The organism is Deinococcus roseus (genome assembly GCF_014646895.1).
Classification (GTDB): Bacteria; Deinococcota; Deinococci; order Deinococcales; family Deinococcaceae; genus Deinococcus_C; species Deinococcus_C roseus.
This window is the reverse complement of record NZ_BMOD01000006.1, coordinates 56,062-80,674: the sequence shown is the minus strand read 5'-3', so window position 1 is coordinate 80,674 and position 24,613 is coordinate 56,062. Positions and strand designations below refer to the sequence as shown.

The 24,613-nt window shown below is 56.3% G+C and carries 28 protein-coding genes; 18 read left to right on the top strand and 10 right to left on the bottom strand.

The features are described from left to right. The first annotated feature begins 58 nt into the window (after positions 1-58). From ccmE to IEY52_RS10275, 6 genes are read left to right on the top strand one after another with little or no spacing between them, the layout of a single operon-like run. Complete coding sequence (ccmE, locus tag IEY52_RS10300) at positions 59-520, top strand: cytochrome c maturation protein CcmE (protein WP_189002600.1); 462 nt, start codon at positions 59-61, stop codon at positions 518-520. Next, the gene (locus tag IEY52_RS10295) at positions 517-2,493 is read left to right on the top strand and encodes a heme lyase CcmF/NrfE family subunit (protein ID WP_189002599.1); all 1,977 of its coding nucleotides are present in this window, start codon (positions 517-519) and stop codon (positions 2,491-2,493) included. Before ccmE ends, IEY52_RS10295 begins: the two co-directional genes overlap by 4 nt. Beyond that, on the top strand, positions 2,490-3,002 hold the full coding sequence (locus tag IEY52_RS10290; protein ID WP_189002598.1) for a TlpA family protein disulfide reductase: 513 nt from the start codon (positions 2,490-2,492) through the stop codon (positions 3,000-3,002). Before IEY52_RS10295 ends, IEY52_RS10290 begins: the two co-directional genes overlap by 4 nt. Further along, positions 2,999-3,484, top strand: a complete 486-nt coding sequence (locus IEY52_RS10285) for a cytochrome c-type biogenesis protein (RefSeq protein ID WP_189002597.1) — start codon at positions 2,999-3,001, stop codon at positions 3,482-3,484. The genes IEY52_RS10290 and IEY52_RS10285 overlap by 4 nt, the downstream gene beginning before the upstream one ends. Then, positions 3,481-4,521: a c-type cytochrome gene (locus IEY52_RS10280; RefSeq protein ID WP_189002596.1), complete on the top strand. Its 1,041-nt coding sequence runs from the start codon at positions 3,481-3,483 to the stop codon at positions 4,519-4,521. Before IEY52_RS10285 ends, IEY52_RS10280 begins: the two co-directional genes overlap by 4 nt. Further along, a complete protein-coding gene (locus IEY52_RS10275; RefSeq protein ID WP_189002595.1) occupies positions 4,518-5,078 on the top strand; it encodes a Rieske 2Fe-2S domain-containing protein in 561 nt (186 codons plus the stop codon). The genes IEY52_RS10280 and IEY52_RS10275 overlap by 4 nt, the downstream gene beginning before the upstream one ends. Here the strand turns inward: IEY52_RS10275 and yedA are convergent. Beyond that, complete coding sequence (gene yedA, locus IEY52_RS10270) at positions 5,014-5,907, bottom strand: drug/metabolite exporter YedA (protein WP_189002594.1); 894 nt, start codon at positions 5,905-5,907, stop codon at positions 5,014-5,016. The two genes, IEY52_RS10275 and yedA, sit on opposite strands and share 65 nt — an antisense overlap. A gap of 342 nt (positions 5,908-6,249) precedes the next feature. On the opposite strand from yedA, the gene IEY52_RS10265 reads away from it, so the two are divergent. Next, complete coding sequence (locus tag IEY52_RS10265; RefSeq protein WP_189002593.1) at positions 6,250-8,706, top strand: BamA/OMP85 family outer membrane protein; 2,457 nt, start codon at positions 6,250-6,252, stop codon at positions 8,704-8,706. Between the two features lie 415 nt (positions 8,707-9,121). Then, positions 9,122-9,595 (top strand): NUDIX hydrolase, encoded by a 474-nt coding sequence (locus IEY52_RS10260; RefSeq protein WP_189002592.1) that lies wholly within the window; start codon positions 9,122-9,124, stop codon positions 9,593-9,595. Positions 9,596-9,699: 104 nt separating this feature from the next. Here IEY52_RS10260 and recR read toward each other — a convergent pair whose 3' ends face one another. The 3 genes from recR to IEY52_RS10245 form a co-directional block, all read right to left on the bottom strand. Further along, a complete protein-coding gene (recR, locus tag IEY52_RS10255; RefSeq protein WP_189002591.1) occupies positions 9,700-10,293 on the bottom strand; it encodes a recombination mediator RecR in 594 nt (197 codons plus the stop codon). 1 nt (position 10,294) lies between these two features. After that, complete coding sequence (locus tag IEY52_RS10250; protein ID WP_189002590.1) at positions 10,295-10,594, bottom strand: YbaB/EbfC family nucleoid-associated protein; 300 nt, start codon at positions 10,592-10,594, stop codon at positions 10,295-10,297. A 137-nt stretch (positions 10,595-10,731) separates the two neighbouring features. Beyond that, the gene (locus tag IEY52_RS10245) at positions 10,732-11,415 is read right to left on the bottom strand and encodes an NUDIX hydrolase (protein ID WP_189002589.1); all 684 of its coding nucleotides are present in this window, start codon (positions 11,413-11,415) and stop codon (positions 10,732-10,734) included. Positions 11,416-11,977: 562 nt separating this feature from the next. Between IEY52_RS10245 and infC the strand changes: the two genes are divergently transcribed. Continuing rightward, positions 11,978-12,565: a translation initiation factor IF-3 gene (gene infC, locus IEY52_RS10240; RefSeq protein WP_189002717.1), complete on the top strand. Its 588-nt coding sequence runs from the start codon at positions 11,978-11,980 to the stop codon at positions 12,563-12,565. A 124-nt stretch (positions 12,566-12,689) separates the two neighbouring features. Then, on the top strand, positions 12,690-13,094 hold the full coding sequence (locus tag IEY52_RS10235) for a hypothetical protein (RefSeq protein ID WP_189002588.1): 405 nt from the start codon (positions 12,690-12,692) through the stop codon (positions 13,092-13,094). A 63-nt stretch (positions 13,095-13,157) separates the two neighbouring features. Here IEY52_RS10235 and IEY52_RS10230 read toward each other — a convergent pair whose 3' ends face one another. From IEY52_RS10230 to IEY52_RS10220, 3 genes are read right to left on the bottom strand one after another with little or no spacing between them, the layout of a single operon-like run. Then, positions 13,158-14,156: a methyltransferase domain-containing protein gene (locus IEY52_RS10230; RefSeq protein WP_189002587.1), complete on the bottom strand. Its 999-nt coding sequence runs from the start codon at positions 14,154-14,156 to the stop codon at positions 13,158-13,160. 10 nt (positions 14,157-14,166) lie between these two features. Continuing rightward, positions 14,167-15,249 (bottom strand): phosphotransferase family protein, encoded by a 1,083-nt coding sequence (locus IEY52_RS10225; protein ID WP_189002586.1) that lies wholly within the window; start codon positions 15,247-15,249, stop codon positions 14,167-14,169. Next, on the bottom strand, positions 15,234-15,425 hold the full coding sequence (locus IEY52_RS10220; RefSeq protein ID WP_189002585.1) for a hypothetical protein: 192 nt from the start codon (positions 15,423-15,425) through the stop codon (positions 15,234-15,236). Before IEY52_RS10220 ends, IEY52_RS10225 begins: the two co-directional genes overlap by 16 nt. Before the next feature lie 262 nt (positions 15,426-15,687). Here IEY52_RS10220 and rpmI point away from each other — a divergent pair, with 262 nt between their 5' ends. Together rpmI and rplT are read left to right on the top strand one after the other, a co-directional pair. Beyond that, the gene (gene rpmI, locus IEY52_RS10215; RefSeq protein WP_146888349.1) at positions 15,688-15,891 is read left to right on the top strand and encodes a 50S ribosomal protein L35; all 204 of its coding nucleotides are present in this window, start codon (positions 15,688-15,690) and stop codon (positions 15,889-15,891) included. Then, entirely contained in the window at positions 15,891-16,253 is a 363-nt protein-coding gene (gene rplT, locus IEY52_RS10210) for a 50S ribosomal protein L20 (RefSeq protein WP_189002584.1), read from the top strand. The genes rpmI and rplT overlap by 1 nt, the downstream gene beginning before the upstream one ends. A gap of 66 nt (positions 16,254-16,319) precedes the next feature. Here rplT and IEY52_RS10205 read toward each other — a convergent pair whose 3' ends face one another. Both IEY52_RS10205 and IEY52_RS10200 read right to left on the bottom strand, forming a co-directional pair. Beyond that, positions 16,320-16,814 carry a heme-degrading domain-containing protein gene (locus IEY52_RS10205; protein ID WP_189002583.1) on the bottom strand — a complete coding sequence of 165 codons (495 nt, stop codon included), beginning with the start codon at positions 16,812-16,814 and terminating at the stop codon, positions 16,320-16,322. Continuing rightward, positions 16,811-17,881 carry an oxidoreductase gene (locus tag IEY52_RS10200; RefSeq protein ID WP_189002582.1) on the bottom strand — a complete coding sequence of 357 codons (1,071 nt, stop codon included), beginning with the start codon at positions 17,879-17,881 and terminating at the stop codon, positions 16,811-16,813. Before IEY52_RS10200 ends, IEY52_RS10205 begins: the two co-directional genes overlap by 4 nt. A 158-nt stretch (positions 17,882-18,039) precedes the next feature. On the opposite strand from IEY52_RS10200, the gene pyrF reads away from it, so the two are divergent. Next, positions 18,040-18,858, top strand: a complete 819-nt coding sequence (gene pyrF, locus IEY52_RS10195) for an orotidine-5'-phosphate decarboxylase (protein WP_373289851.1) — start codon at positions 18,040-18,042, stop codon at positions 18,856-18,858. Positions 18,859-18,922: 64 nt separating this feature from the next. Here the strand turns inward: pyrF and IEY52_RS10190 are convergent, their stop codons facing one another. Beyond that, the gene (locus IEY52_RS10190; protein ID WP_189002581.1) at positions 18,923-19,420 is read right to left on the bottom strand and encodes a hypothetical protein; all 498 of its coding nucleotides are present in this window, start codon (positions 19,418-19,420) and stop codon (positions 18,923-18,925) included. Positions 19,421-19,543: 123 nt separating this feature from the next. Here IEY52_RS10190 and IEY52_RS10185 point away from each other — a divergent pair, with 123 nt between their 5' ends. The 5 genes from IEY52_RS10185 (at position 19,544) to IEY52_RS10165 (ending at position 24,607) form a co-directional block, all read left to right on the top strand. Beyond that, positions 19,544-20,179 (top strand): pentapeptide repeat-containing protein, encoded by a 636-nt coding sequence (locus IEY52_RS10185; protein ID WP_189002580.1) that lies wholly within the window; start codon positions 19,544-19,546, stop codon positions 20,177-20,179. 35 nt (positions 20,180-20,214) lie between these two features. Next, on the top strand, positions 20,215-21,138 hold the full coding sequence (locus IEY52_RS10180; RefSeq protein WP_189002579.1) for a phosphotransferase family protein: 924 nt from the start codon (positions 20,215-20,217) through the stop codon (positions 21,136-21,138). Between the two features lie 84 nt (positions 21,139-21,222). Next, positions 21,223-22,584, top strand: coding sequence for a DUF4129 domain-containing protein (locus tag IEY52_RS10175; protein ID WP_189002578.1), 1,362 nt, complete (start codon positions 21,223-21,225; stop codon positions 22,582-22,584). Continuing rightward, the gene (locus tag IEY52_RS10170; protein WP_189002577.1) at positions 22,581-23,510 is read left to right on the top strand and encodes an AAA family ATPase; all 930 of its coding nucleotides are present in this window, start codon (positions 22,581-22,583) and stop codon (positions 23,508-23,510) included. The genes IEY52_RS10175 and IEY52_RS10170 overlap by 4 nt, the downstream gene beginning before the upstream one ends. Then, complete coding sequence (locus tag IEY52_RS10165) at positions 23,507-24,607, top strand: DUF58 domain-containing protein (protein WP_189002576.1); 1,101 nt, start codon at positions 23,507-23,509, stop codon at positions 24,605-24,607. The genes IEY52_RS10170 and IEY52_RS10165 overlap by 4 nt, the downstream gene beginning before the upstream one ends. Positions 24,608-24,613: the final 6 nt, after the last annotated feature.

The window sequence follows — 24,613 nt, the reverse complement described above, 5'->3', positions numbered from 1 at the left end:
TGCTGATTGCGTATGTGGGCTACTGGTTGAAACAACTCAAAGACACAGAAGGTGATTTGTGACCACCCTGCCCACCGCCAGACGGCGCAAACAGAACCCCACCAAGTACCTGATCGGTCTGGTGGTGCTGCTGGGGGCCATTGGCTATCTGGTGTACGGCAACATCGGGAACAGCCTGGTGTACTTTGTGACCCCTGCAGAATACCAACAGAAAGCCAGCGAGTACGCAGGCAAAACCCTGCGCATGGGCGGTCTGGTGGTGAGTCCCGACTACAACCCGGACACCCTGGAGCTGAAATTCACCATGATGGATTCCGATGGAGTGACAAAGATTCCCGTGCAGTACAACGGCGCTTTGCCTGATCTGTTCAAAGCCAATCAGGGTGTGGTGGTGGAAGGCCAGATGCAAAACGGCACTTTCGTGGGCAAATCCCTGCTGGTCAAACACAGCGAGGAATACCGTGCGCCCCATTCTGGCGACAGCACTGACTACAAGAAACTCATTGAGGAAGCCCAATGACCGAATTTCTGGGCCTGGGGTTCAGTGAACTGGGGGGCTACGGCACCCTGGCTTTGTTGCTGGCCCTGGGTTTCGTGCTGTACGGCCTGACCATGGGGGTGCTGGGGGGCATCAAGAACGATCCCCGCTTTACAGAAAGCAGCAGGCGCAGTGCCTGGGCCGTGTTCCTGTTTGTTTCTGTGGCGCTTTTTGTGCTGGAATATGCCATCTTCAAAGATGATTTCAGCGTGCGCTATGTGTACCGCCACTCCATGACGGTCTCGCAGCCCTGGGTGAAATTTGTGACCCTGTGGGCTGCCCTGGAAGGCAGCATCCTGCTGTGGGCCTGGGTTCTGTCGCTTTACACCTTTCTGGTGTCTTTAAGCGTGCGCAATGACGCCCTGAGGCCCTGGGTGATGGCCAGCATGTTCTTTTCCCTGCTGTTCTTTGTGGGCATCAACCTGACCGTGGCCAGCCCCTTTACTCCCAACATCAACGGGGCCACCGAAGGCCAGGGTCCCAACCCCCTGCTGCAAAACCACTGGATGATGGCCGTGCACCCGGTCCTGCTTTACCTGGGTTTTGTGGGCCTCAGTGTGCCTTTTGCATACGCTGTAGCGGCCCTGATCACCCGCAAACTCGGGGAGTCCTGGATCACCCAGACCAGAAGCTGGCTGCTCAGCGCCTGGATGTTCCTGTCTGCAGCCATTGTGGCAGGCGGATGGTGGTCCTACGAGATTCTGGGCTGGGGCGGTTACTGGGCCTGGGATCCCGTGGAAAACGCCTCTTTTGTGCCCTGGTTGCTGGCCACAGCTTTCCTGCACAGCATCCAGATTCAGGAACGCCGCCGCATGCTCAAGACCTGGAACGTCTACCTGATCATCGGGGCTTACGCCACCACCGTGCTGGGCACCTTCCTGACCCGCTCTGGCGTGGTGGAAAGCGTGCACGCCTTCGGAAACGGACCGATTGGGCCGGTGTTCTTTGGGTTTTTCGCTGTTTTGATGCTGATCGGGATTGTGCTGGCTTCTGTGCGGGCTCCCCTGATCCGCGATGACCACACCATCAACCGCCCACTGTCCAGAGAAGGCGCTTTTCTGGCAGGCAACATCGTTTTTCTGACTTTTGCTGTGATGGTGGTGCTGGGCACCCTGTTCCCTGTGCTGGTTGAGGCCATCCGCAACGTCAGAACCAGTGTTGGTCCTCCTTTCTTCAACCAGTTTGCCATTCCGCTGGGTTTGCTTTTGCTGTTCCTGATGGGCATTGGACCGATGCTGCCCTGGCAGCGCCAGAACAACGAGAGCCTGCTGAAAGCCATGCAAATCCCCGTAGGAACGGGTGTGGTGGTGGCCCTGATGGCCCTGCTGCTGGGTGTGCGGGACATCGCTGTGCTGCTGACCCTGCTGCTGTGCGCCTACAACATTGCTGGACTGGCCAAACTGACCGCCAGAGCTGCCCTGGAACGCGGAGGGCTGCACAAAACCTTTGAGTTGTTCCAGATCCATCCCAGACGGTACGGGGCTTATGTGGCTCACATCGGTCTGGTGGCCATTGCCAGCGGGATTGCTTTTTCTGGAGCCTACAAGCAGGAAAAAGAACTCACCCTCAGGCTGAACCAGCCCCAGCAGGTCATGGGCCGCACCGCTGTGCTGAAAAGCCTGCAAATCAAAGACCAGCTGGACAAACGTTCTGTGGAAGCCCATGTGGTGCTGGACAGCGAAGACACCTATGCCAGACTCAACACCTACGTCAACCAGCCGCAACAACCGGTGGCCATGCCGTTCGTGAAATACCATCCCCTCAAAGACACCTACGTCACGCTGCTGGCCTACGAACAGAAAGAAAACTGGGCCACCGTCAGGGTGATTGAAACCCCGCTGGTCTCCTGGATCTGGGTCGGCACCCTGATCATGGTGCTGGGCAGTTTCATCAGCCTGCAGGCACCCGGAACAAGCGTGCAAACCCGCACCCGCCCTCAGGAGGTGACCGCATGAAACGCTTTATTGGTCCAGTGCTGGTGGTGCTGGTTTTGGTCTTGCTGGGTTATGGCCTCCTCAAAGAAGACGAGGATCCCAGAAGCCCTCTGGAAGGCAAACCTGCTCCAGAATTTGTTTTGAAAAGCATGGACGGTCAGCAGTACCAGCTCAGCAGCCTGAAAGGGCAACCTGTGGTGATCAACTTCTGGGCCTCCTGGTGCCTGCCCTGCCGTGCTGAAGCCCCGGTGTACCGTGCACTGACCCAGACCACTGGAAGCCAGGTGCATTACCTGGGCATTGCCTTCAACGACGATCCCATCAAGGCCAGGGCTTTCCTGAAAGAATACGGGCTGGACATCCCCACCCTGCTTGATCCCAAATCCCAGGTGGCCATCAATTACGGGATCGGACAGATTCCGGTGACGCTGGTGCTGGACCAGCAAGGCACCATCGTGTACCGTCACCTCGGCGAGGTGGATTTGCCCACCATGCAGGGCGTGCTGGCCAAACTCGGGGTAAAGATTTGAAGTCTCTGTTCAGCCCCTTGTTGCTCTGTCTGGTGCTGCTTTTTGGGCTGGTGGCACATGCAGAAGCGCCCACCCAGAACGCAGTGAACGTCACCGAAACCGTAGCGTTGACTTCGCAGCAGGAGCAACTGGCCCGTTCCATTGCCGGTGAAATCAAATGCCCGGTGTGCCGTGGAGAATCCATCCTGACCAGTTCCAATGACCTCTCCAGGCAAATTTACCTGGACATCCAGACCCAGGTGAAAAACGGTGCAGACCGGGACCAGGTGGTGGGGTACATGGTGTCCCGTTATGGAGAAACCATCCTGCTGAACCCACCCAAAAAAGGCATCAACTGGCTGCTCTGGCTTGCCCCTGTGGCTGTACTGCTTCTTTCAGGCTGGGCTTTGCTGGGTTACCTGAGAAACGCTTCCCGCACGCCCGAAGTGTCCAGTGAAGACCTGGAGCGGGTCAGCCAGTACCTGCAAGGGAAGAAACCATGATCTACCTGATGCTGGCCGTGGCCACAGTGATGCTGATTCTGGTGCTGTTGCCCACCTCAAAAAAAGCACTCACCACCCCAGAAGACAGCCAGCGCAACGATTTGCTGGAAGAGCGGGATTTGCTGGTCACTGAATTGAAGGACCTCAGCACCCAGGGGTTGCCTCCGCAAGAAAAAGAACGGGCAGAACTGACCTTCAAGGCCCGTCTGGCCCGTGTGTTAAAAGCCCTGGATGACCTGCCCCCTGCGCCTCCAGCCACTGCCCTCAGCAGACCGGCCCATCTGCCTGCATTGCTGACCACTTTGCTGTGCGCATCCGTACTCATTGTGGGCGGATTTTCCTTCTTCCAGACCTGGCGTTACTCCGGGGTGGGCGGAACAGAAGCCAGACAGCTGCAAAACGTCCTGAAACTTCCGGAACTTCAGAGCAAAGCCAGCCTCACCAAAAAACCTGAAGACATCAAAACCTACGCACGGGCCGCTTTTGATGCAGGAAAATTTCAGGAGGCTGCCCAGGCTTATGGAGACCTGCTCAACCTGACCAAAAACACCCAGGATGCAGAAGCCCTGCGCCGTCTGGGGGTCTTTCTGTCCACCAATGAGCAGTACCGCCAGCAGGGTTTGCAATTTGTGCAAATGGCCGTCCAGCTGGAGCCCAAAGAGCCAGAAGGCCACTTGCTGCTGGGTTATGCCTACATGAACAACAATGCAGCGCAAGAAGCCCTGCAGGCTTTCCTGAAGTTCCGGGACCTGAACCCCAGCAGTCTGGAAGCCGACGAGCAAATTTCACAGCTGCGGGCGGCACTGGGAGAAGACACTTCTGGTGAGGAACTGTTTGCCCAGAACTGCGCCTCTTGCCACGGCAGCAGAGGGGAAGGCAAAACCGCTCCCAGCCTGCTGTCCAGCAGCGCAGCCCGCAATGAAGCTGCACTCAAGGCCATCATCCAGAAAGGTGTGGGCTCCATGCCAGCCTTTCCCAACCTGACAGAGGCACAACTGGACGCCCTGGTTCAGCATGTGAAGACCCTGAAGCCATGAGCAAGGCACCCATCAACCGCAGAAAACTGCTGGAATACTGGTGGGTGCTTCCGGTCACGGGCACCTTCGGGGCTTTTGGAGGGATGTTCTGGTATGCCTCACGGGTGACTTTTGGCAAGAAACAGGTGGCGGCTCCAAACTTCAAAGCCGGGGCTGTCACCCTGGTGGCCGAAACCACCCAGCTCAAGAAAGACTTTGACAGCCTGGATTTCACCTATGCAGGAGTTCCCTGTGTGCTGCTGCGCCTGCCCAACCCCACCCAGAGCAGCGTCACACTGGATGGATTGCATTATGCAGCTTTCTCACGGGTCTGCACCCATCTGGGCTGCAGTGTGCAGCCTTTGCGGGACCCGGAGGCCGCAGCCCTCACCTTCAATTACCGCATCAGCCACCCGATGCTGGGCTGTCCATGCCACTACAGCATTTTTGACCCCTTGCAGGAAGGCCAGAGCGTCTTTGGCAAGGCCCTGTATCCCCTGCCCCGGTTGAAACTCAGTCTGAAGGGACGTCAGATTTTTGCGTCTGGGCTGGAGCCTGCTCCCGGCTCGGACGGGTGAGCAGCACCACAGCAAAGAGGATCAGCACGCAGGCCAGAATGCTCTGCAAATTGATGGTCTCTCCTCCCAGAAAATGCCCCACAAAGAGGGCCACAATGGGATTAACGTAGGCGTAACTCATGGCCAGAGGTGTGCTCACATTGCGCACCAGGTACATGAAGGCGTTGTAGGCAATGATCGAGCCGAAAACCACCAGGTACCAGAAAGCCACCCAGGCTGGACCGGGCACATGGGTGATTTTTTCGCCCAACAGCAGACCCACCAGCGCACTGCCAATCCCTCCAAAGAAGATCTGCAGGGCGGTGTTCATCACCCCTTCGGGCATGCTGAGGTGTTTGCTCCAGACCGTGCCAAAAGACCAGCTCATGGGGGCCACAATCAGGGCCACCATGGCAATGGGGGCAGCCGTCAACTCCTTGCCCGAATTCAGCACCACAATGCCCACCACGCCCAGGATCAACCCTACCCATTCTGTGCCTTTTGGCGCTTTGCCCCACAAAGCACTCCAGATGGCGGCCCACACGGGCGAAACGCCCACTGCAACGGCCGCCACTGCACTGGACACATCCTGTTCGGCATACAGCACCATGCCATGTCCCACCACCGTCAGCAGGACCCCCACCATCACAGCATTGAGCACCTGCTTGCCAGAAGGCCAGGGGGTTTTGCGCAATTTGAGGAAGAGCAGGAGCAGCAGGCCAGCCGTCATGTACCTCAGGCCCCCCTGCAAAAACGGAGGGAACCCGGTCAGGGCCACCCGCATTCCAAAATAGGTGGACCCCCAGATCAGGTACAGGGAGATCAGAGACCACAGCACAGTCGGGGTCATGTTGGGCCAAGCCTAACCCGCCCATTGTGCACAAAGCAATACGCGAAAGCAGTTAATGGGAGAGCTTTCAGCATCCATCCCTCAGCGATCGGCCTGGGTGCTTTGGAAGCATGTCCCGCTGCACCTGAAGGTGTTGAGGAAAAGGGTGGGATCTGGCTTCGGTGGGGGTTCCTGAGCCCACCATGAGCCATTGGTAAAGAGCTCCTCTTCAGGAAACCTACAGCAGCCTGAGCTGCAAGAAAACACACTTTTTTGCCTTGCTGGATTTTGGCTGGTTCTCACGTTTGTCAGGGAAACTGCAGCAATCTTCTCAGGTTAAACCGTAGCATGGTTCTCAGTGCCATGAAAAAAGTTCTTACTGTGACTGCTTTGCTTGCTTTTCCATCCATTGCCATCGCCCAGACCCAGGACACTTTGCAGGAAATTCGCATTGTGGGTGTTTCCTCCTCGCAGGCCAGCACCATCAAGAGCCGCCTGCCCATTTACCAGGGATCCAGAGTCAGTGAGGTCAAAGAAGAAGCCATCCGTGCCGCCATTGCCCGTCTGGGCATTTTCAGGGTGGTACAAATCAAAGTGCAGAACGAAGACAAAGGGCCTGTACTGCTGATTGAAGTGCAGGAAAACCCTAAAATTCTTGACATTGTGGTCACAGGGACCACCCTGACCGATCAGCAGGCCTTCCTGAAAACCCTGCAGGACCAGTACGGAATTGTCAAAGGTGCAGTGCTGAACACCAGTCAGCTTGAACTGGCCCGTGCAAAATTCCGGCAGGCCCTGCGGGACCAGGGGTTGCCTTTCCTGCCCGAAGTCACCACCTCCCTGCAGGACAGCACGGCTGGCACCACCATCACTTTTCAGGTCAAGGAGAATGCACCCATCAAACAGGTGGTGTTTCAGGGCTTGAAAAGCATCCCAGCGCAGGTGGCCCAGGATGCTTTTGCAGATTTGCTCAAACAGGGCACCTTCAGCTCAGACCTTTACGAGCTGTCTTTGCGCAACCTTGCAGCAGCGTACCAGCAGGCGGGTTATCTGGGCAGTGGTGCAGATCTGCAAAAGGCCGTGCTGAACAACGGCATCCTCAGCATTCCGGTGGTGGAACTCACCATTGGCAGCATCGACAGCAGCCTGATTGATCCTGTACCCGTGCTTTCCGTGCAGGAAGGCCAGGTGTTCAGGCCCGCAGATTTCAGTGCAGACCTGCAAAAAATCAGTGAGCAGCTCGGGAAAACCGTGACCCTGCAGTACCAGCAGAACCCCTCTGACCCGCGCAAGGTGGATGTGCAACTGGTGGTGACCGACGTTCCAGCAGGTAAAATTTCCAGCATTCAGGTCGAAGGGAACACCGTCCTGTCCGATGAGGAATTGACCGGGGCACTGAAATCAAAAGTGGGAGAGACCTTCAGCTTTCCGCTGGCCCAGGAAGATGTGCTGACCCTGCAACGCCTGTATCGGGATCGTGGCTATGATGTTTTGCTGCCCGAAAACCCACTGCGCTTTGATGGCAAAACCCTGACCTTCCAGCTCACCGAAGTGACCATTGCAGGCTACGACTTCAAATGGGAAGGCGAGCGGCGCACCAGCGAGGATTTTGTGCGTTCCCAGTTGCCCAGAGAAGGCAGTGCCCTGAACGCAGACATTTTCCGCAAACAATTGACCCGACTGGTACAGGGCGGGGTGCTGAAAGTGGTGAACGTACAACCCGTCCAGACCAATGACCCCAGCAAGGTGCGTCTGGCCCTGACTTTGCAGGAGGTGCCCAGCCTGAATGTCAGCCCTGGCCTGACTTACGCTGCAGAAGAAGGTTTTGCTGGCGATTTGCAGATCAGCGACACCAACCTCTTTGGACTGGGCCATCAACTCACCGCCAGTCTGAATTTTGCCCCCAATGCTGCAGGTCAGGTGCTGGGTGGCTCCATCGCTTACGGCCTCCCCTACCTGGGTGCTCCCGAACAGCCCATCAACGCCAAAATCACCCTGGCCAGCAACGTCACCCCCAACCTGCCCATCAAAAACGGCACGGCAGACACCGAACGGGATTATTCCGAAAGAACCAATCAGGCCACCCTGGAGGTTGGGACCAGCCTGGACGATCACACCTCCCTCAGTGGTGGCTTACAAGGCGAACTGAAGCAGTATTACCTGGAGCCTGGAGACTCCACAGGCCTGCCAGACAGTGATCCTGCAGTCAGCCAGAACCTTCCAGGGAAAGGCTGGACAGTGCAGGCTTTCTCCAGCCTGAACAGCGACTTTTCGGACAGTGCCACCTTTCCCACCAGCGGATTCCGTGCTTCGGTGAATGGCAGTTATGGCTTTGGATACGAAAAAACCAGCCTGAACTGGGGAAAACTCTCTGGCGGACTGCGCGGTTACCTGGACCTCACGGCAGACAGCCCGGTCAACGTGGTGCTGGCAGGCCGGGTGGATGCCGGAGCCATTGTGGGTCAGGCCCCTGAATCTGCCCTCTTCCGGGTGGGGGGCAGCCAGTTCGACGACCGTTTCAGCCTCAAGGGCTTTGACGAAAGCAGCTTCTCTGGCAAGAATTTCTTCACTGCAGGCGTGGAAGCACGTGCAGATTTTGGGGTGAAAACCGACTTCCTGCAAGGCCTTTACGCTCTGGCGTTCCTGGATGCAGGAGATGCCTGGACCCAGAACGACTTCAACATGAATTTGGGCTATGGTCTGGGCGTGCAGGCGCAACTGGGAACCGAAAGCTTCGTGTTGCCCCTCAGGGTGGATTACGCTTTTTCCAACCTGTATCCAAAAGGGAAGTTTTCCATCAAACTGGGCTTTTTGTTCTGAAGCGCTTACAACCAGGCAGGTGTTCTGCTGGCTGTTGCCTGACAGGTGCACAAGAAAAAGCAGCAGGGTTAAACCCTGCTGCTTTTTGCACAGCAAAGCCAGGAGCTGTTGTGATCAGGCAAAATCAAAAAATTAACCCCCGAATTTGCATTCGAGGGCCACACTCCATTGGTCTGTTTCACTGTAACAGGTTTTCTGTCACTCAAATCTTAACCGGTCACAGTCCTATAGACTGTTACTGTTCGGGTGTCTGTTTTTTTTGATCTTGACAGCCAGCATTTCGGTGCAGCCAGCAATCCAGCCTCCAGCCAGACCCGCTCCCAGAGACCTTTTGCCTCATGTTGCAATCCTTTCACGGCACCTCCACCGAAAAACAGCTCAAATCCAGCATTTGACGAAATCAGTATAATAGGCCATGCCGATTTCTCGGGTCATTCCCCTCAAACGCGCCGCACACGTCTATCTGGTGCAAGATGGACACCTGCTTCTGGTCACCGAACGCATGGACGATGGTTCCATTTTCTGGGGCCTTCCCGGTGGAAAAGCCAGAGACGGTGAATCTCTGGCCGATGCCGCCATCCGGCAGGTCAAAGAAGAAACAGGCCTGGACCTGTTCGACATCGAATTCATCTCCCTGCTGGAAGGGGAAATGCTTTCCATGACCAAACACGCACACTACGCCAATTTCGCCCGCTTCACCGGAAAATGCAAAGGGGAACTGCAACCCATGGATCCCGAGGTGCTCTCTGCGGAGTGGATTCCTTTTGACAAGGTGATGCAACTGGTGCGCTTTGGTCCTCCACCCGAATTCGAGGAGCGCAACCCGCTGATCTGGGTGCCCACCCAGGATTTCCTGGCCGGGACTCCGAAGGCGTATTACCCCATCTGAGATGCCTGACCTTCTTCACCCCCTGTTCTCACTTCGTTCGAAACTGTCCCCCCATTTCGGGGGGACAGTCTTGAGCAGCGCGAAAGACAGGGGGGAGGGTGGGCTTATTTGATTTTCTGACGCCCCGAAATGGCCCGTCCCAGGGTCACTTCATCTGCATATTCCAGGGCTCCACCCACAGGCAGCCCATATGCAATGCGGCTGACCGTGGCATTGGTGGGGGCCAGTTGCCGTTGCAGGTACATGCTGGTGGCTTCCCCTTCCACAGTGGTGCTGGTGGCCAGAATCACTTCATGGTCGGGGGTCACGCGGGTCAGGAGTTGCTTGATGTACAGCTTGTCCGGCCCGACCCCGTGCATGGGACTGATGGCGCCGTGCAGCACATGGTACAGGCCACGGTACTCACCAGAGCGTTCAATGGCCAGCACATCACCGGGGTCTTCCACAACACAGATCTGGTTCTGGGCACGGGTGGCGTCGCTGCACACCTCGCAGAGCTCCTTGTCGGTGACGTTGAAGCACTGGGGGCAGAGGTGCAGTTCTTCCTTGGCGCTTAAAAGCAGTCTGGCAATCCGTTCGATGTCTTCCTGGGGCTGTTCAAACAGGTAAAAGGCCAGTTTCTGGGCACTTTTGGGGCCAATGCCCGGCCATCTGGACAGTTCCCGGATCAATTGAAGCAGGCTGGATGGGTACTTCATTTCACATCAGGCCGCCCAGGAAGCCCATGCTGCGCTGCGTTTCCTGCTGTTGCAGCGCGTCGGCTTTCTCCTGGGCATCTTTGAAGGCCACCAGCAGGAGGTCTTCCAGGGCTTCCACATCGTCCGGATCCACAGCCTGGGGGTTGATCTTGAGGGCTTGCAGTTTGCCCTGACCGTTCAGGGTCACTTCCACCATGCCACTGGCCGATCCAGTCACGGTCATCCCAGCAAGCTGGTCTTGAATTTTCTGTGCAGCGACCTGGGCCTGCTGCATTTGCTTCATCAGTTTCTTCATGTCCATAAAGGCCATTTTATAACGTTTTGGGGGGTGAGGATGGTGGGTTGATTGGCATTGGCAGGACCCGAAAAGCACGCGTCCTGCAAAGAAAAAACATCAGCATTTTCAGCTGATGTTGCACCTGGTACAGCAAGCAAACTTCAGAGGGCAGATCCGGGGTATTTCACCCGTTTGGTGCGGCGGTACACCTGCGCAGGACGGCCCACACCGTTGCGGCGCTCTCCTGCAGGCTCCAGCAACCCCTGTGAGAGGATGCGCTTGCGGAAGTTGCGCTTGTCCAGCTTCTGGTTGAGGATCGCCTCATACACTTCCTGCAGTTCAGGCAGGGTGAAGTGCTCGGGCAGAAATTCAAAAGCCAGGTTGGCGTATTCCAGGCGGGTTTGCAGCCTGCGGATGGCACGGGACAGGATGTCCGCGTGGTCGAAAGCCAGCGGAGGTGGATCGTGGGCCACAAACCAGGCTGCACCCACCGTGCTGCCTCCGGCGTGCACAGCAGGGGTTCCGTGGGGCAAAACCGCCATGTGGGCCACGGAAACAATGCGGCCACGGGGGTCACGGCCAGGATTGCCAAAAGTATAAAGTTGTTCAAGATGGTTGGGAGAGAGCGCCACACTGGTCTCTTCACGGAGTTCCCTCAGGGCAGCAGCAGCCAGGGTTTCTTCGTGTTGAACGAAACCCCCGGGAAGCGCCCAGGATTGGGAGTGGGGTTCCAGACCACGGCGAACCAGCAGGATGTGCAGCTGGCCCTTGTGCATGGCAAAGGCCACCACATCCACTGCTAGACCCACTTGAGCAGCGAAAGGAGGCAGTGTTAGTGTATACATCACACTTAAATATATTTGTTTTTGACAGGCAAGTCAATGAATTTGTGTCAAAAGTCATCTACACCAATTCATTCGTGCGCTTTTTCACTTAAAGACCACTTTATTTGTTTGTTGAGCAAGCAACAGTCCGAAAACATTCTGGAATCCCTTTTGGAAGGCTCTCCCTGCTTGATTTCATCAGGCTTCTGACAGACCCCGCCCTCCAAACCGCTACACAAATTCAGATCTAGACAGCTTCAGGAAAAAGGATGTTCTGGTCCTGAGCAGCCAGATCTCTCCTGTTTTCTGACAACAAAAGCAGAGGTTTCTGGCAACCTGTTTCCAGATTTTCTGGCACGACCATCCAGGTCAGGGTTTTCCCCGGTGACATGAAAAGCTGCGCAAAGCAGAATAAGCATACGCTAAAGAAGCGCTGCAGAGAGGAAAAAAAGCTGGATGAGGCAGACAGGAAGCAGGTCTTTGAGCCTTACAGCATAGGCGAACCTTGCGCAAGTGGTGTAAAATAAGATTTGATGTTCCTACCCAGAATGTCCACGATCCCCGAGAACGGGGCGTGCTGGAGGTGGTTGTAATTTCTAAAGAGCACAAGATCAATGAGCAGATTCGGGTTCGGCAAGTCCGTTTGATTGATGACGAGGGCGGCCAAGTTGGCATCATCGATACCAGGGAAGCCCTGCGTGTCGCCCAGGAAAAAGGCCTGGATCTGGTGATGGTTGGCGCTACTGCTGTTCCCCCGGTCTGTAAACTCATGGATTACGGGCGTTTTCGTTATGAGCAACAACAGAACGAAAAAGACAACCGCCGTCGTGCACGCACCCAGGAAGTCAAGTCGATCAAATTCCGCATTAAAATCGATGACAACGACTTCAACACCAAAACCAACCACGTGCGCCGCTTCCTGGAAGAAGGCAACAAAGTCAAGGTCACCATCATGTTCCGTGGCCGCGAACGCACCCACCCCGAACTGGGTGAACGCATCCTGGAACGGGTTGCAGAAGCCATCAAAGACATTGGAACCCCCGAAGGTTCTCCTTCGATTGCTGGCATGGACATGAACATGATCGTTGCGCCTGTCCCGGGCAAGGTCAAGAAAAAGGACTCCGATAAAGATTCTGACACGGTTACCGAGACCGTTGCCTCGGAAGCCTGAGCCCTCCGGGTTGTTTGGTCCTCCCTTGCGGGAGGATTTTTTGTTGCAGAACTGACTGTCAGGTGAGAAATCCCTCAACTGTCCATCTGCTGCGCTGTTTCTCATGTACTGTTAACATGCAGACATGAAACATGCTGTGGTTTTTCTGGTTCTTTCCACCCTGATTTCGGCCTGCACCGTCACCACCCAGACTTCGGTGCAACCCAGACCCCAGACCGTGCCCCAGACTGTGGTGGCACAGCCCAAAACCCCACCCAGCACAAACCTGGGGGATTACACCCTGCCTGAAGGCGCAAGCAATGTCAAAGTCAAAGCCAACAAAGTGGAGTTCAGCCTGGGCAAACGGGACCTGGATGATGTTTTTCAGCACTATGACAGCCAGTTCAAGAAGAAAGGCTGGATCCGAGCTGGCATGGAAACCCGTCCCAACCGTGTGGAAGCCGCCTACAAATACGAGAACAACCTGGTTCGCCTGACCGTCAAGCGCGAGGGAAACAGCGGAAAATTTGAAATCGAACTGGAAGATTAAATGCTTCAAACAGCAGAACAGCAGGGATCCGCACAACCCCTGCTGTTCTGCTTTCGACCTGAGTCAGAGTGAACGGTTGAAGGTGTAAATGCGGGGGAAATGCCCGCCATGGTACACCCGGTCTTCCCGGAGCAGTTTCCAGTCTGTCTGGCCTTTGACCAGACGGTCCATCAGTTTGACCTCGTGGGAAATCAGCACCATGCGTGCTCCGGGCGTGGCAATGCGGGTCATCTCACGGAAGAATTCGGGGTACAGCGAAAGGTTGCCGGTGTTGCTGCCCACGTTGTCTCCCCAGGGGAGGTCGCAGACAATCACATCCACACTTTGCGCTGGCTGGTCCAGATGGGTGGCATCTGCCAGTTCCACAGGGAAATCCAGCCCTGCAGCCTGCAGGTTGACCTGTGCAAATCCCACGTGCTCGAAATCCAGATCACAGCCTGACACCTTCCTGTTGCCGTAAATCAGACCGCATTCGATCATCAGGGTTCCCGAGCCACACATTGGGTTGTACACCACATCATGTTTTTCAATGTGGGCGAGTTGCAGCATGGCAGAAGCCACGGTGGCGTTGAGGCCTCCTTCCATGTTGGCCACCCGCCAGGGCCGGGCAGAAAGCGGTCTGGGGGACAGGCGAACCAGCACTTCCCAGCCTGCTCCTGCCTTCAGGAACCGCAAAACCAGTTCACCTTCTTCCGGGTCGTGTTTCAGTTTGCTCTGCTTGCTGATCTCCTCTGCCAACCGCTGAAACACACTGGAATCACTGCCTGCAGCTGCAAAACGGAAAGAAGAGAAAACCCCCAGTTTCTGGGTGTCCTGAATGATGCTGAGCAGTCGGGTGAGGTGCTGGTGGCCCAGCAAGGCTTTGGGTCTGGGCACCTCAAACTGCTCAATTCTGGACACTGCCACCACAGTTCTGAGCTGCAACAGTGGAAGGGGTTTCCCAGGAAAAGCAATGCGCAAGAAGTCCTTGCCTTTGGTCAGGATTCTGGCATTCAGGGGTTTCAGTTCATTCAGCACGAAGGGGGTCAGGCCTTCGAGAAGGTCCAGCTGGTACGTCTGCATTTTTAGAAGCTTACCGCAAGACAGCAGCAGGCTGCAAAACCTGATGTTCTTGCAAAGCCACCCACAGGCGCTGCAACAGCTCATGAAACATGGGAATGGGCTCTTTTTGGCAGCGGGACCACATCAACAAAAAATTGTGCAGCAATCCCACACGGTATTCCTGCAGCAGTTCTTCTCTGGAAAGCAAAACCCCATGCTGCTGTAAAGCGTGCAGATAGCCGTCCAGCAATGCAGCTTCCAGATGGGTGCGTTCAAACCAGTTGAACCTCACCCCCAGGAAATGGGCGAGGTCAAATCCCAGGGGCGTGACTGCCGTGTGTTCATAATCGATCAGGTACAGGCGGTCCCGGTTCAGGCGGTCCACCAGCACCTGCCCAAAATGAAAATCCCCATGGCAGAGGGTGATGTGGCGTGCAGGTGCATAAATTTCTTCTAGACGTCCTGGTTCCAGAAGTTGCAAAACGGTGTTTCGCATTTCTGCAGCGATGCCTTCTGGAGGCTGTTTCAGGGCAGTGCGGTGTTTCTGCAACAGTCTGGGCAAATGGTCTCCCCAGGGGTGACTGGGATGTTTCTTCAGGCTGGGATGCAACATCCACTGGGCATGAAAGCTGGCCAGCAATTCCACCACCCTGTTCACCCGTGCAAAACGCTCGGGTTCGGGAAGGTCAGACCACTGCATGCAGCGGCTTTCCAGGTTTTCCAGGATCAAGTGGGCTTTGAAGGTCTGGCTGTTGTGCTGTGCACCTTTCAGGGCAGCATGGGGAATGTTCACCAGGGGAGCAAATTCACGCAAATATAGGATCTCATTGAGGAACCGCTGGTGGTGTCTGGGGCTGAAATCCCACATGGGACGGTACTTCACAAAAACCTCTTCACTGCCTCCTGCGCGTTCCAGACGGACCGAAGCATAATCTGCCCGCTCCCCTTCTCCGAATTTCCAGACTTCCATGCTTTTCAGGTCTGGCCACACCGCTTTCAGGGCGGGTTTCAGCATGACTGGACAGGTGATGGGTTCAGATTGGCCCAGCAAACTGCGTACCACTTCACCCACCACCCCCAGACGTTGCAGCAGGGTGCTCAGCTGACCACCCACCAGGTGATCCAGGATGCACCCACCATGAAAATGCCCGCATAAACGGCACAACCGATGCCCAGATTCAGGCATCCTCTGCGGCGGTGGTGCCTGTGCCTGCGGTGGCGGCGGTGCGAATGGGAATGGGAGCCAATGAAAGAACCAATGGAAAAAGAACCCGCGGAAAAACTGCTCATCTTGCCTCCTGTTGTACCCTGCCCAATGGGGCGGGTCTTTGGGAAGTGTTACGGTTTCACTTTTCATGGCGTTCCCGTTCCTGCAGGTTCACCCCCTGCAGGTCCAGCGGTTTCACGGTGCTGCACCAGGATTTTTTGACAAATGGGAGACTTTCAAGTATATTCATAAGGCTGAAGTGAAGCCGGGAACACTGCAAGCTGAAAGGCCTGCGACCGGACTTCCAGGTTTACCCCAAGGGGAAAACCTCAGGAGGACTTTAAAATGCCCAAGCAAAAGACCAAAAAGGCTGCTGTGCGTCGCATCAAAGTGACTGCAACCGGCAAAGTCATGGCGTTCAAAAGTGGCAAGCGCCACCAGAACACCGGCAAATCTGGCAAAGAAATCGCCAACAAAGGCACCGGATTTGTGCTGGCCAAGAGTGAGTGGGCCCGCATGAAACTCATGTTCCCCGGAGGACGCAACTAATGCCACGCGCCAAGACTGGTATCATCCGCCGCCGCCGTCACAAGAAGGTTCTGAAACGCGCCAAAGGCTTCTGGGGTTCACGCTCCAAGCAGTACAAGAACGCCTTCCAGACCCTGCTGAACGCAGCCACCTACGAATACCGCGACCGTCGCAACAAGAAGCGCGACTTCCGTCGCCTGTGGATCCAGCGCATCAACGCTGCCGCTCGCCTCAACGACATCAGCTACTCCAGCCTGATGTTCGGTCTGAAAAAAGCTGGCATCGCCCTGGACCGCAAAATCCTGGCCGACATCGCCGCCCGTGAACCCCAGGTGTTCGCCGGTCTGGTGACCACCGCCAAAAACGCTCTCGCCAGCGCTTAAACCTCAAATCAGAACAGCCCCTGAAATTCAGGGGCTGTTTTTTTGTGCTTGCTCAAATCGGTTCGCTCAATCCAGTTTCAGGGTGTCATGGTCCTGATCCAGCACCTTGCACAGCCCCTTGACCACCAGAGCATGGTCTTCCCGCTGGGGAACACCAGAAACCGTGACCACCCCGACCATCTCCCCTGTTTTCAGCACGATGGGGAAAGCGCCTCCGTGGGTGGCGTGGTCCGCATCAGACAGACCGTGGGCTTCGGTGACGGTGGTGTTTCTGGCCTTGAGGTCCTGACCGATCTGATAAGAGCTTTTCTGGAAGTGCCTGACCACATTGGCTTTTCTGCGCACCCAGTTCAGGTTGTCGGGGTTGGTGCCAGGGAGGGCTGTGAAGAACAGTTGCAGGCCATCCAAGCGATGGATGTCAATGACCACCCCTTTGCCTTCCTGCAGGGCAATTTCCCGGATGGCGTTGCCCAGTTCCCAGGCGGTGTCAAAATCGAAAGCCTCGAAGCGCAGGGTTTCTTCCTGCTGCTGGATGCGCTGGATGTCGGTTTGCAAATTCATGGGGTTTTCCTTTCGAGTACCAGACGGCTTCCCGTCTGGGCAGATTCCTCTGCACGTTCCAACAGTTCCATCACCCAGATGGCCTGCTCTGCGGTCACTGGATTGAAAGCATCTTGCTGCAAAGCTGAAGCGATGCCCTGATAGTAGGTCTGGTATGTGCCGCTCTGGTTTTCTGCGGTTTGCTGCTGGATCTGGCCGTCTTGCTGGGTGTAGAGGGTGCCTTTTTCAGGGTCATGGCCCCAGTTGGGATCTCCGGGCTTGTCTCCTGCTTTGAGGGCACTTTCCTGGGTGTCCAGCCCATATTTGATGTAACTTCCAGACGCTCCATGCACGATGAACCTGGGATTGGGCGCAGCCACCAGCATGGAACCATGCAAAATGACCCTGAGGGAACCGTAACCCAGCGTCACATGGAAAAAGTCAGTGGCCTGACCTCCATCGCGCTGCACCGCCAGATCTGCCTGCAGGGTTTCAGGCCAGCCAAAAAGCTGCACCGCCTGATCCAGCACGTGCGGTCCGAGGTCGTACCACAAACCACTTCCGGGCAAATCCTGTTCCCGCCAGCGGTTCACCACACTGGGACGGTAACGGTCAAAATGGGATTCAAAATGCACAATGCGTCCCAGGGTGCCCTCTGCAACAAGCTGCTTTAAGGTCAGGAAATCTGCATCCCAGCGCCGGTTGTGAAACACCGAGAGCAGGAGTTCAGAGCGGGCTGCCAGGGTGTCCAGTTCTCTGGCCTCCACGGTGGTCAAAGTGAAAGGCTTGTCCACGACCACGTGTTTACCTGCCAGCAAAGCCGCTTTGGCCAGATCAAAGTGGGTGGTGTTGGGGGTGGCGATCACCACCAGATCCACATCCTCTCTGGCAAGGGCAACATAGGGATCTGTTTCCACCACAGCATCCGGGAAATCCACATGCACTTTTTCAGGTTGACTGGAGGACACCACATGCAATTTCAGCTCTGGCACGCTGGCAATCAGGGGTGCATGAAAGGTCTTGCCTGCAAATCCGTACCCGAGCAGGGCCACATTCAGGGGCTTCACATTCAGGGGTCTCGAGGTCATGCGTTCTTTATAACGCGAATTTCCAGATCGGGGGTGAGTTTGTCCAGAGGAAAAACGATCTGCACCCGTTTAGACTTTATGCCCTGAAATCTGCAGCAGGGGTTATCCTGTGTTGATTCCTGAGAGGCTGGACCTTTCAGAGCAGTGTGGAGGACATTGTGTTTCAGCAGAGACTGAGGGAACGAAGCGAAAAACAGAACACCCGCCTGTGCCTGGGCCTGGACCCGAGGCTGGCTGCACACGGCAGTTTTGAACAGATGAAAAGGCAAACGCTGGCGGTGCTGGAAGGTGTTGCTCCCCACGCGGCCTGTGTGAAACCCCAGGCCGCTTTTTATGAAGCCATGGGCCTGCAGGGCATTGAATTCATGATCGAACTGATGCGACTGGCCCGCACCCTGGACTTGCCTGTGCTGCTGGACGCCAAACGCGGAGACATTGGCAGCACTGCAGAAGCCTACGCCCAGGCCTGGATGACCGGAGAGCACGCCGGAAATGCCCTGACCGTCAATCCCTACCTGGGTTTTGAAACCCTCAGGCCCTTTGTGGATGCAGGGCGCAAAAATGGAGGCGGGGTCTTTGTGCTGGTCAAAACCTCCAATCCTGGATCAAAAGACCTGCAGGACCTTTCCACCCCGGATGGCCTGCTGGCCGAAGTGGTGGCAAAAGCCCTGGACAGCCTGGGTGCAGAAGAAGGAGAAGGGCTCAGCAGTGTGGGGGCAGTGGTGGGAGCCACCCACCCGGCAGAACTGAAAAAGTTCCGGGATCTGATGCCCAGAGCCACCCTGCTGTTGCCCGGCCTGGGGGCTCAGGGGGCAAAAGCAGAAGATCTGGTAGATGCTTTCCATGAAGACGGTTCTGGTGCCGTGGTCAGTGCCTCCAGAGGCATCCAGTACGCCAGTGCAGACCTGGGTGTGGAGGCAGCAGTGCAGGCGGCCATCAGGTTTAAAGACCAGTTGAATCAGGCTGCTCAGAAGTAACAGACAAGGGAAAGACCCCCAGTTGGGGGTCTTTCCCTTGTGTACCGCTGGGTGTGCCGCTGAATCAATTCACCTTGATGTAGGCTTCCAGCAGTTCATCAATCAGCTCTTTGCCTCCATCAATGAGGTACTGTCCCAGACCATCGTTGCTGGCAGAGTATCCGAAGTAATAATCCCACCAGATCACCACAGGATAGGTGTACAGATCGTCCTTGTTCAGGCTGGCATAAGCCCCATCATCACTGACCGTCAGGGTGGTGACCCAGGCCCTGGGGTTGCCGTTGGTGGCTTCCACAGCAAAATTCACGGCCCAATTCACACAAGACTGGTCTCCCATCTCTTTGAAGGGAATCTTGCTGGCAGTGGCGGTGGCCACAAAATAGTCATACAGTCCCTGCGCCACTTTCTGGGAGGTGGTTCCCAGGCTGCCCACCTGCGCAGTGAAGGAGTTGTTGTCGATGCACAGCTCTGTGCCAGCAAGGTTGTCTTCGGGTGCAGCAGCCAGAGCAGATCCCAGCCCCAGAACAGCAAAAGTGGACAGCAACAAAACAGCTTTTTTCATGTTTTCCTCCGGTTGGTGCCCTTTCAGTATAAACCTCTCATCTTCTGCAAACCTGACAGCTCCGGCAAAAAATTCAGTTACAGTGGAACAGAGAACCCCATTTCTGCTTCATCTGAAACCACCATGACCAGACTGACCCTCCCCAAATTGCCCAAAAAACTGAATCCCGATGCCCCCGACCTGCTCTCAGAAAGCAGTTATGCATCTTTGCTGCTGGAAACCGACTGGTCTGGCACCGAAGTGCATGGGGTGACTTTTCAGGGGGTGCTCTTTCAGGACAGCGACCTGAGTGAAACCCTCTGGGAATGGACCCGCATGCAAGATGTGCTGATGGAACACTGCAATCTGTCGGGCCTCAGGTGGCATGAAGCCGGCCTGACTCGCATCCGCATGTACCAGTGCAGGCTGCTGGGAGCCCAGTTCACAGGCCTGGAATCTGCCCATCTGATTCTGGAGGGCTGTGATGCCCGACTCAGTTTCTGGCAGGGCAATTTCAAGCAGGCCCACTTCAAGGACACCAACTTCACAGATGCCAGCTTTGACCGGGTGGACCTCAGCAAGGCTGTTTTCAGGAACTGCACCCTCAGCAAAACCAACCTCAGGGAATGCAAACTGGAAGAAACCGACCTGAGGGGCAGTACGCTTTCTGGCTTTCGGGTGCAGGTGCAAAACCTGCAGGGAGCCATCATTGAAACCGCCCAGCTTCCCGAACTGGCCCATTTGCTGGGTGTGGTGGTGAATGATGCTCCTGAAACCTGAAGCAGTCCTTTTGAACTGCACTTCTGGAGGTTCATTTGCAATTGCCTGATTTTCCTGACCTGACCCCTGAAATCCTGCAATCTCTGCTGGAGCAGCATCAACTGGCTGGACTGGACATCACCCCCCTTCCCCAGACCGGGATTTTCAATCGGGTGTACGACCTGGGAGGAAAGTGGATCCTGCGCATTCCCAGAAATGCCCCGCCGTTCATTGAGGCCCTGACCAAGGAATCTGTGGCTGTCCCCGCCTTGACTGCTGCCGGAGTGACCACCCCTGAGCTGCGGTTTTTTGATGGCTCTTTGCAGATTCTGCCCGTACCGTACAGCATTTATGAAAAAGTGAATGGGGTGAATCTGGAATCCCTGCAGCGTTCCCCTGCAGAAAATGCTGAGGTCTGGGAACAGGTGGGACGTGAACTGGTCAAGGTGCATCATCTGCCGGATCCCACTGCAGTCCAGGGGCTGCACCTTGAAGATGTGGGATCTCCCGAAGACTGGATTGAAGGCTTTGCCACCGATGGGCATTTCACGCTGGAAGAAGCCCGCTGGTTGCAAAGCTGGGTGGCCCGGCTCAAGCCGTATGTCTTGCCGCCAGAACACCACACCTTCCGACATGGGGACATGCAGGGCACCAATGTGATGGTGGACAGCAAGGGGGAATTTGCTGCCCTGATCGACTGGGGAGCCTGCGGATGGGGAGATCCTGCCCACGATCTGGTGGGGGTGCCGCTGCAAGCCAGCCAGAACATGCTGGAAGCCTACCGCAAAATTCAGCCTTTGCCAGACGATGAAACCGCCGAAGCCCGCATTTTGCTGATGAACCTGCAACACCTGTGCTTCCTGATCCCCCGTCCTGCCCTGAAAGAGGTGAGCTGGGCCGAACGGCCCATGAGCCGCTGGCTGGACATGGTGCGCCATGTGAATCTGCTGACTTCTGGAAACTGGAAAAAATTTCTCTGAGGCAGCCAGACCTGTGCGCTGCTGCACCCACATGCCATAATGCTGTATCCAATGTGTTGGTTTTTGAAAGATCATGGGGGATGAATGCAAAACACACAGCGCTGGAATCTGTCCTGGACCCATCTGGCTGTGCTTGTTCCGCTGGTGGGTGCGGGCTGGCTGGAGCCCTGGTGGCTCCCCTGGATGCTGGTGCTGGTGGGCCTGTTTCTGCAGAGGTTTCACCCAGAGCACCTGCATTTGTATGGCTCTCTGCCTGTGGTGGCTGCCCTCCTGCCCGCTGCTTTGCTTTACCCGGATCCTCTGCGCATGAGCGGAGCTTTTCTGGTTGCTGCGTTTTCAGGATGGCTGCTGGTCCGGCTGAGCCACAACATCTTGCAGGGCAGCCTTCCTTCCCTGGTGGGCCTGGCCCTGTTGTGGGCGGCTTTTCCCTCCATGATGGGCACAGTGGGGCTGTTCTGTGCTGCCCTTGCCCGTTCAGAAAAGAACACTATGAACAGCCGCCCGGGCCGCATTCCCCTGCTGATGGCAGGTGTGCTCATAATGCTGATTCCCCTGACCACCCTGCTGCCTGCTCCTCCCACACGCTGGCTGGCCCAGCAACTGAATTTCCGCATCTGGCAGCCCGAGTCCTTGAACCAACCAGCTGAACCATCAGGAGTGGAGGCCTCAGAAGCGCCTGCAGGCCCAGACGCCCAGAATGCTCCTGCTTCCAGAAACACCATGCCTCGCATCACAGGGCTTTGGGGCGTCCAGCAGCTTGTGCTGTTCTCTTTTCTTCTGCTGTTCACTGTCGGGTTGCTCCTGATGGGAAACGTGTCCAGCAAGCGGCATCGCAGCCTTTCAGATCTGTTGCTGATGCTGGCCCTGCTGAGCGTCCTGGCTGCTGCAGTGGTCTACAGCCAGCTCTACAACCGCAAAAGTGCTTCTGGAGAAGGTGCAGTTGTGGAAGACAGGTTCCGACCTCCCGAACATTTGCAACCTGAACCAAAAGAGCTGGCAGCACCCCCAGAACCTGCTGACCTTCCTGCCAAGCCTGAGCAAAACAATGCAGGTTTCCCCTGGTGGCCTTTTTTGATCCCTGTGGGGCTGGCAGGCTGGATCCTGTGGAAAGCACGATCTGGACGTCAAAGTGCAAGACAGGAACCTGCACAGCACAGGGCCCACCTTCTCCCTGCTCAGGTGACCTTGCAGGGGGTGCGCAAGCTTTACCATGACTTTCTGGACCTGATGGCAACACAGGGTCTGGGTCGCCTTCCCAGCAACACACCAAAAGAATACGCTGTTCAGATCGGTGTGCAGCACCCTGAAATGCGGGGCTGGGTGGAGGCCATCACCGCAGCCTACCTGCCGGTTCGCTATGGAGACCTGCCCGATCAGAACAGTTTTGAACAGGCCCACACGGCCCTGATGCACCTGCAGAAACATTTCCAGAAAGGAACACCATGATTCAAACGTTTTCCCAGAAAATCATGGACAATGTCAGCACCGTACTGGTGGGCAAAGCACAGGTGACCGAACTGGTCCTGAGTGCCCTTTATGCCGGAGGCCATGTGTTGCTGGAAGATGCTCCCGGTACTGGCAAAACCATGCTGGCCCGTGCCATCAGCCGGAGCCTGGGCCTGGACTTCAAGCGGGTGCAATTCACACCCGATTTGCTGCCCAGCGACCTGACCGGGGTGAGCATGTACCTGGACCATCAATTTGTGTTCCAGCCAGGACCGATCTTCACCCAGATTCTGCTGGCCGATGAAATCAACCGGGCCACCCCCAAAACCCAGAGCGCCTTGCTGGAAGCCATGGCCGAACATCAGGTCACAGAATCGGGCAAAACCCACGCCCTGCCCAGTCCCTTTCATGTGCTGGCCACCCAGAACCCCATTGAACAGGAAGGCACTTACCGCCTGCCAGAAGCCCAGCTGGACCGCTTTCTGTTGAAGCTCAGTGTGGGTTATCCCAGCGCGGCAGAAGAACAGCACATGCTGGAACAGCTGGTGGCCCAGCATCCCATCCACACCTTGCCAGCCGTGGCCACACCCCAGGAACTGCTGCAGGCCCAGCAAGCAGTGCGGCACATCAAAATCAATGCAGATCTGCGGCATTATCTGGTGCAACTGGTGCAGGCCACCCGCCAGCATCCAGAGTTGCAGGTGGGGGCCAGCCCAAGGGCCAGTCTGGCTTTGCAATCTTGCGCACAGGCGTATGCAGCCATTCAGGGCAGAAGTTTTGTTTTGCCAGATGACCTGAAATTGCTGGCTCCTTTTGCGCTGGCCCACCGGGTGCAGGTGCGCCTGGAAGCCCGACTGCGCGGAATCCGGGCGCTGGATGTGATTGCAGACATCCTTTCCAGAACCCCGGTGCCTGTAGAAGCATGACCCTGTTGTTTCTGTTGCTGCTGGTGGCTGGTCTGTGGTGGCTTTATCGCAGGCCACCACAACTGGAAATGGTGAGGGAACATGCCCCTTTGAGTGGGCTGAGCATTCCTTTTGGGGTGTCCCTGAAATGCAGCATTGGGGCAACTCTGCCTTACCGCATTGAATTTCAGGATGCGCCACCCCGCTTTCTGGTTTTGCAGGGACTTCTGGACTGGAAAGGCATGGTCTGGGGGAAAGAACAGGTGCACCTGCAAGCCCAGATCAGGCCCCAGAAAAGGGGATCTTTCTCCTGGGGAGAAGTCACGGTGCGTTACGCCGATCCTCTGGGCCTCTTCTGGCGCACCCTGAAAGTTCCTGTGCACAGCGAGGTGGTGGTTTACCCCCAGCCCCATCCCCTGCTGCTGCCAGACCTGATCCGTCCGTTGCTGCTGGATGGCAGACACAGCCCCACGCTGGGACTGGAAGATGTGGCCAGTTTGCGGGGCATCCGGCCCTACCAGCCCGGAGACCCCATCAACCGCCTGCACTGGCTGCAAACGGCCAAAAGGGGCATCCCCATGGTGCGGGAATGGGAATTCATGACCACCAGCCATGTGCACATTCATCTGCACCCAGATGTGGGTGAGGTTTTCACTGAACATGCCGTGGTGCTGGCCAGCAGTCTGGTGCTGGAAGCTGCGCAGTCTGGCCTGACCGTCAGTGTCAGTGGAAATGGGAGCAGTTCAGAGAAAACCCTGGAATCCTGCTTGCTTTTCCTGGCCCGCTACAACCCGGAAGAACAAAAACCCCAGGTAAAATCTCAGGTGCCTGAAGTGCCATCTGGCAGCAATGTGATTCTGCTCAGCCAGACGGCACCCCTGCAACTTTTGGAGCAGGCCTTGCAGGTTCGTACACAGGCTGCAAGGGTGACGCTGCTGGTCTTGTCTGAAGGGTTCTACCTGGCTCCGGGAGAAACCGGGCGCAAGCTCTGGGGCAAACCTCCTGAAGCCATCCAGGAACTGGAACGCCGTGCCGCCATCTTGATGGAGCAGGGCATTCAGGTCCGGGTATTGAGGGGAAACGAAAGCATTTTGCAGGTTGCCCCGGACCCTTCCTGAGGCCTG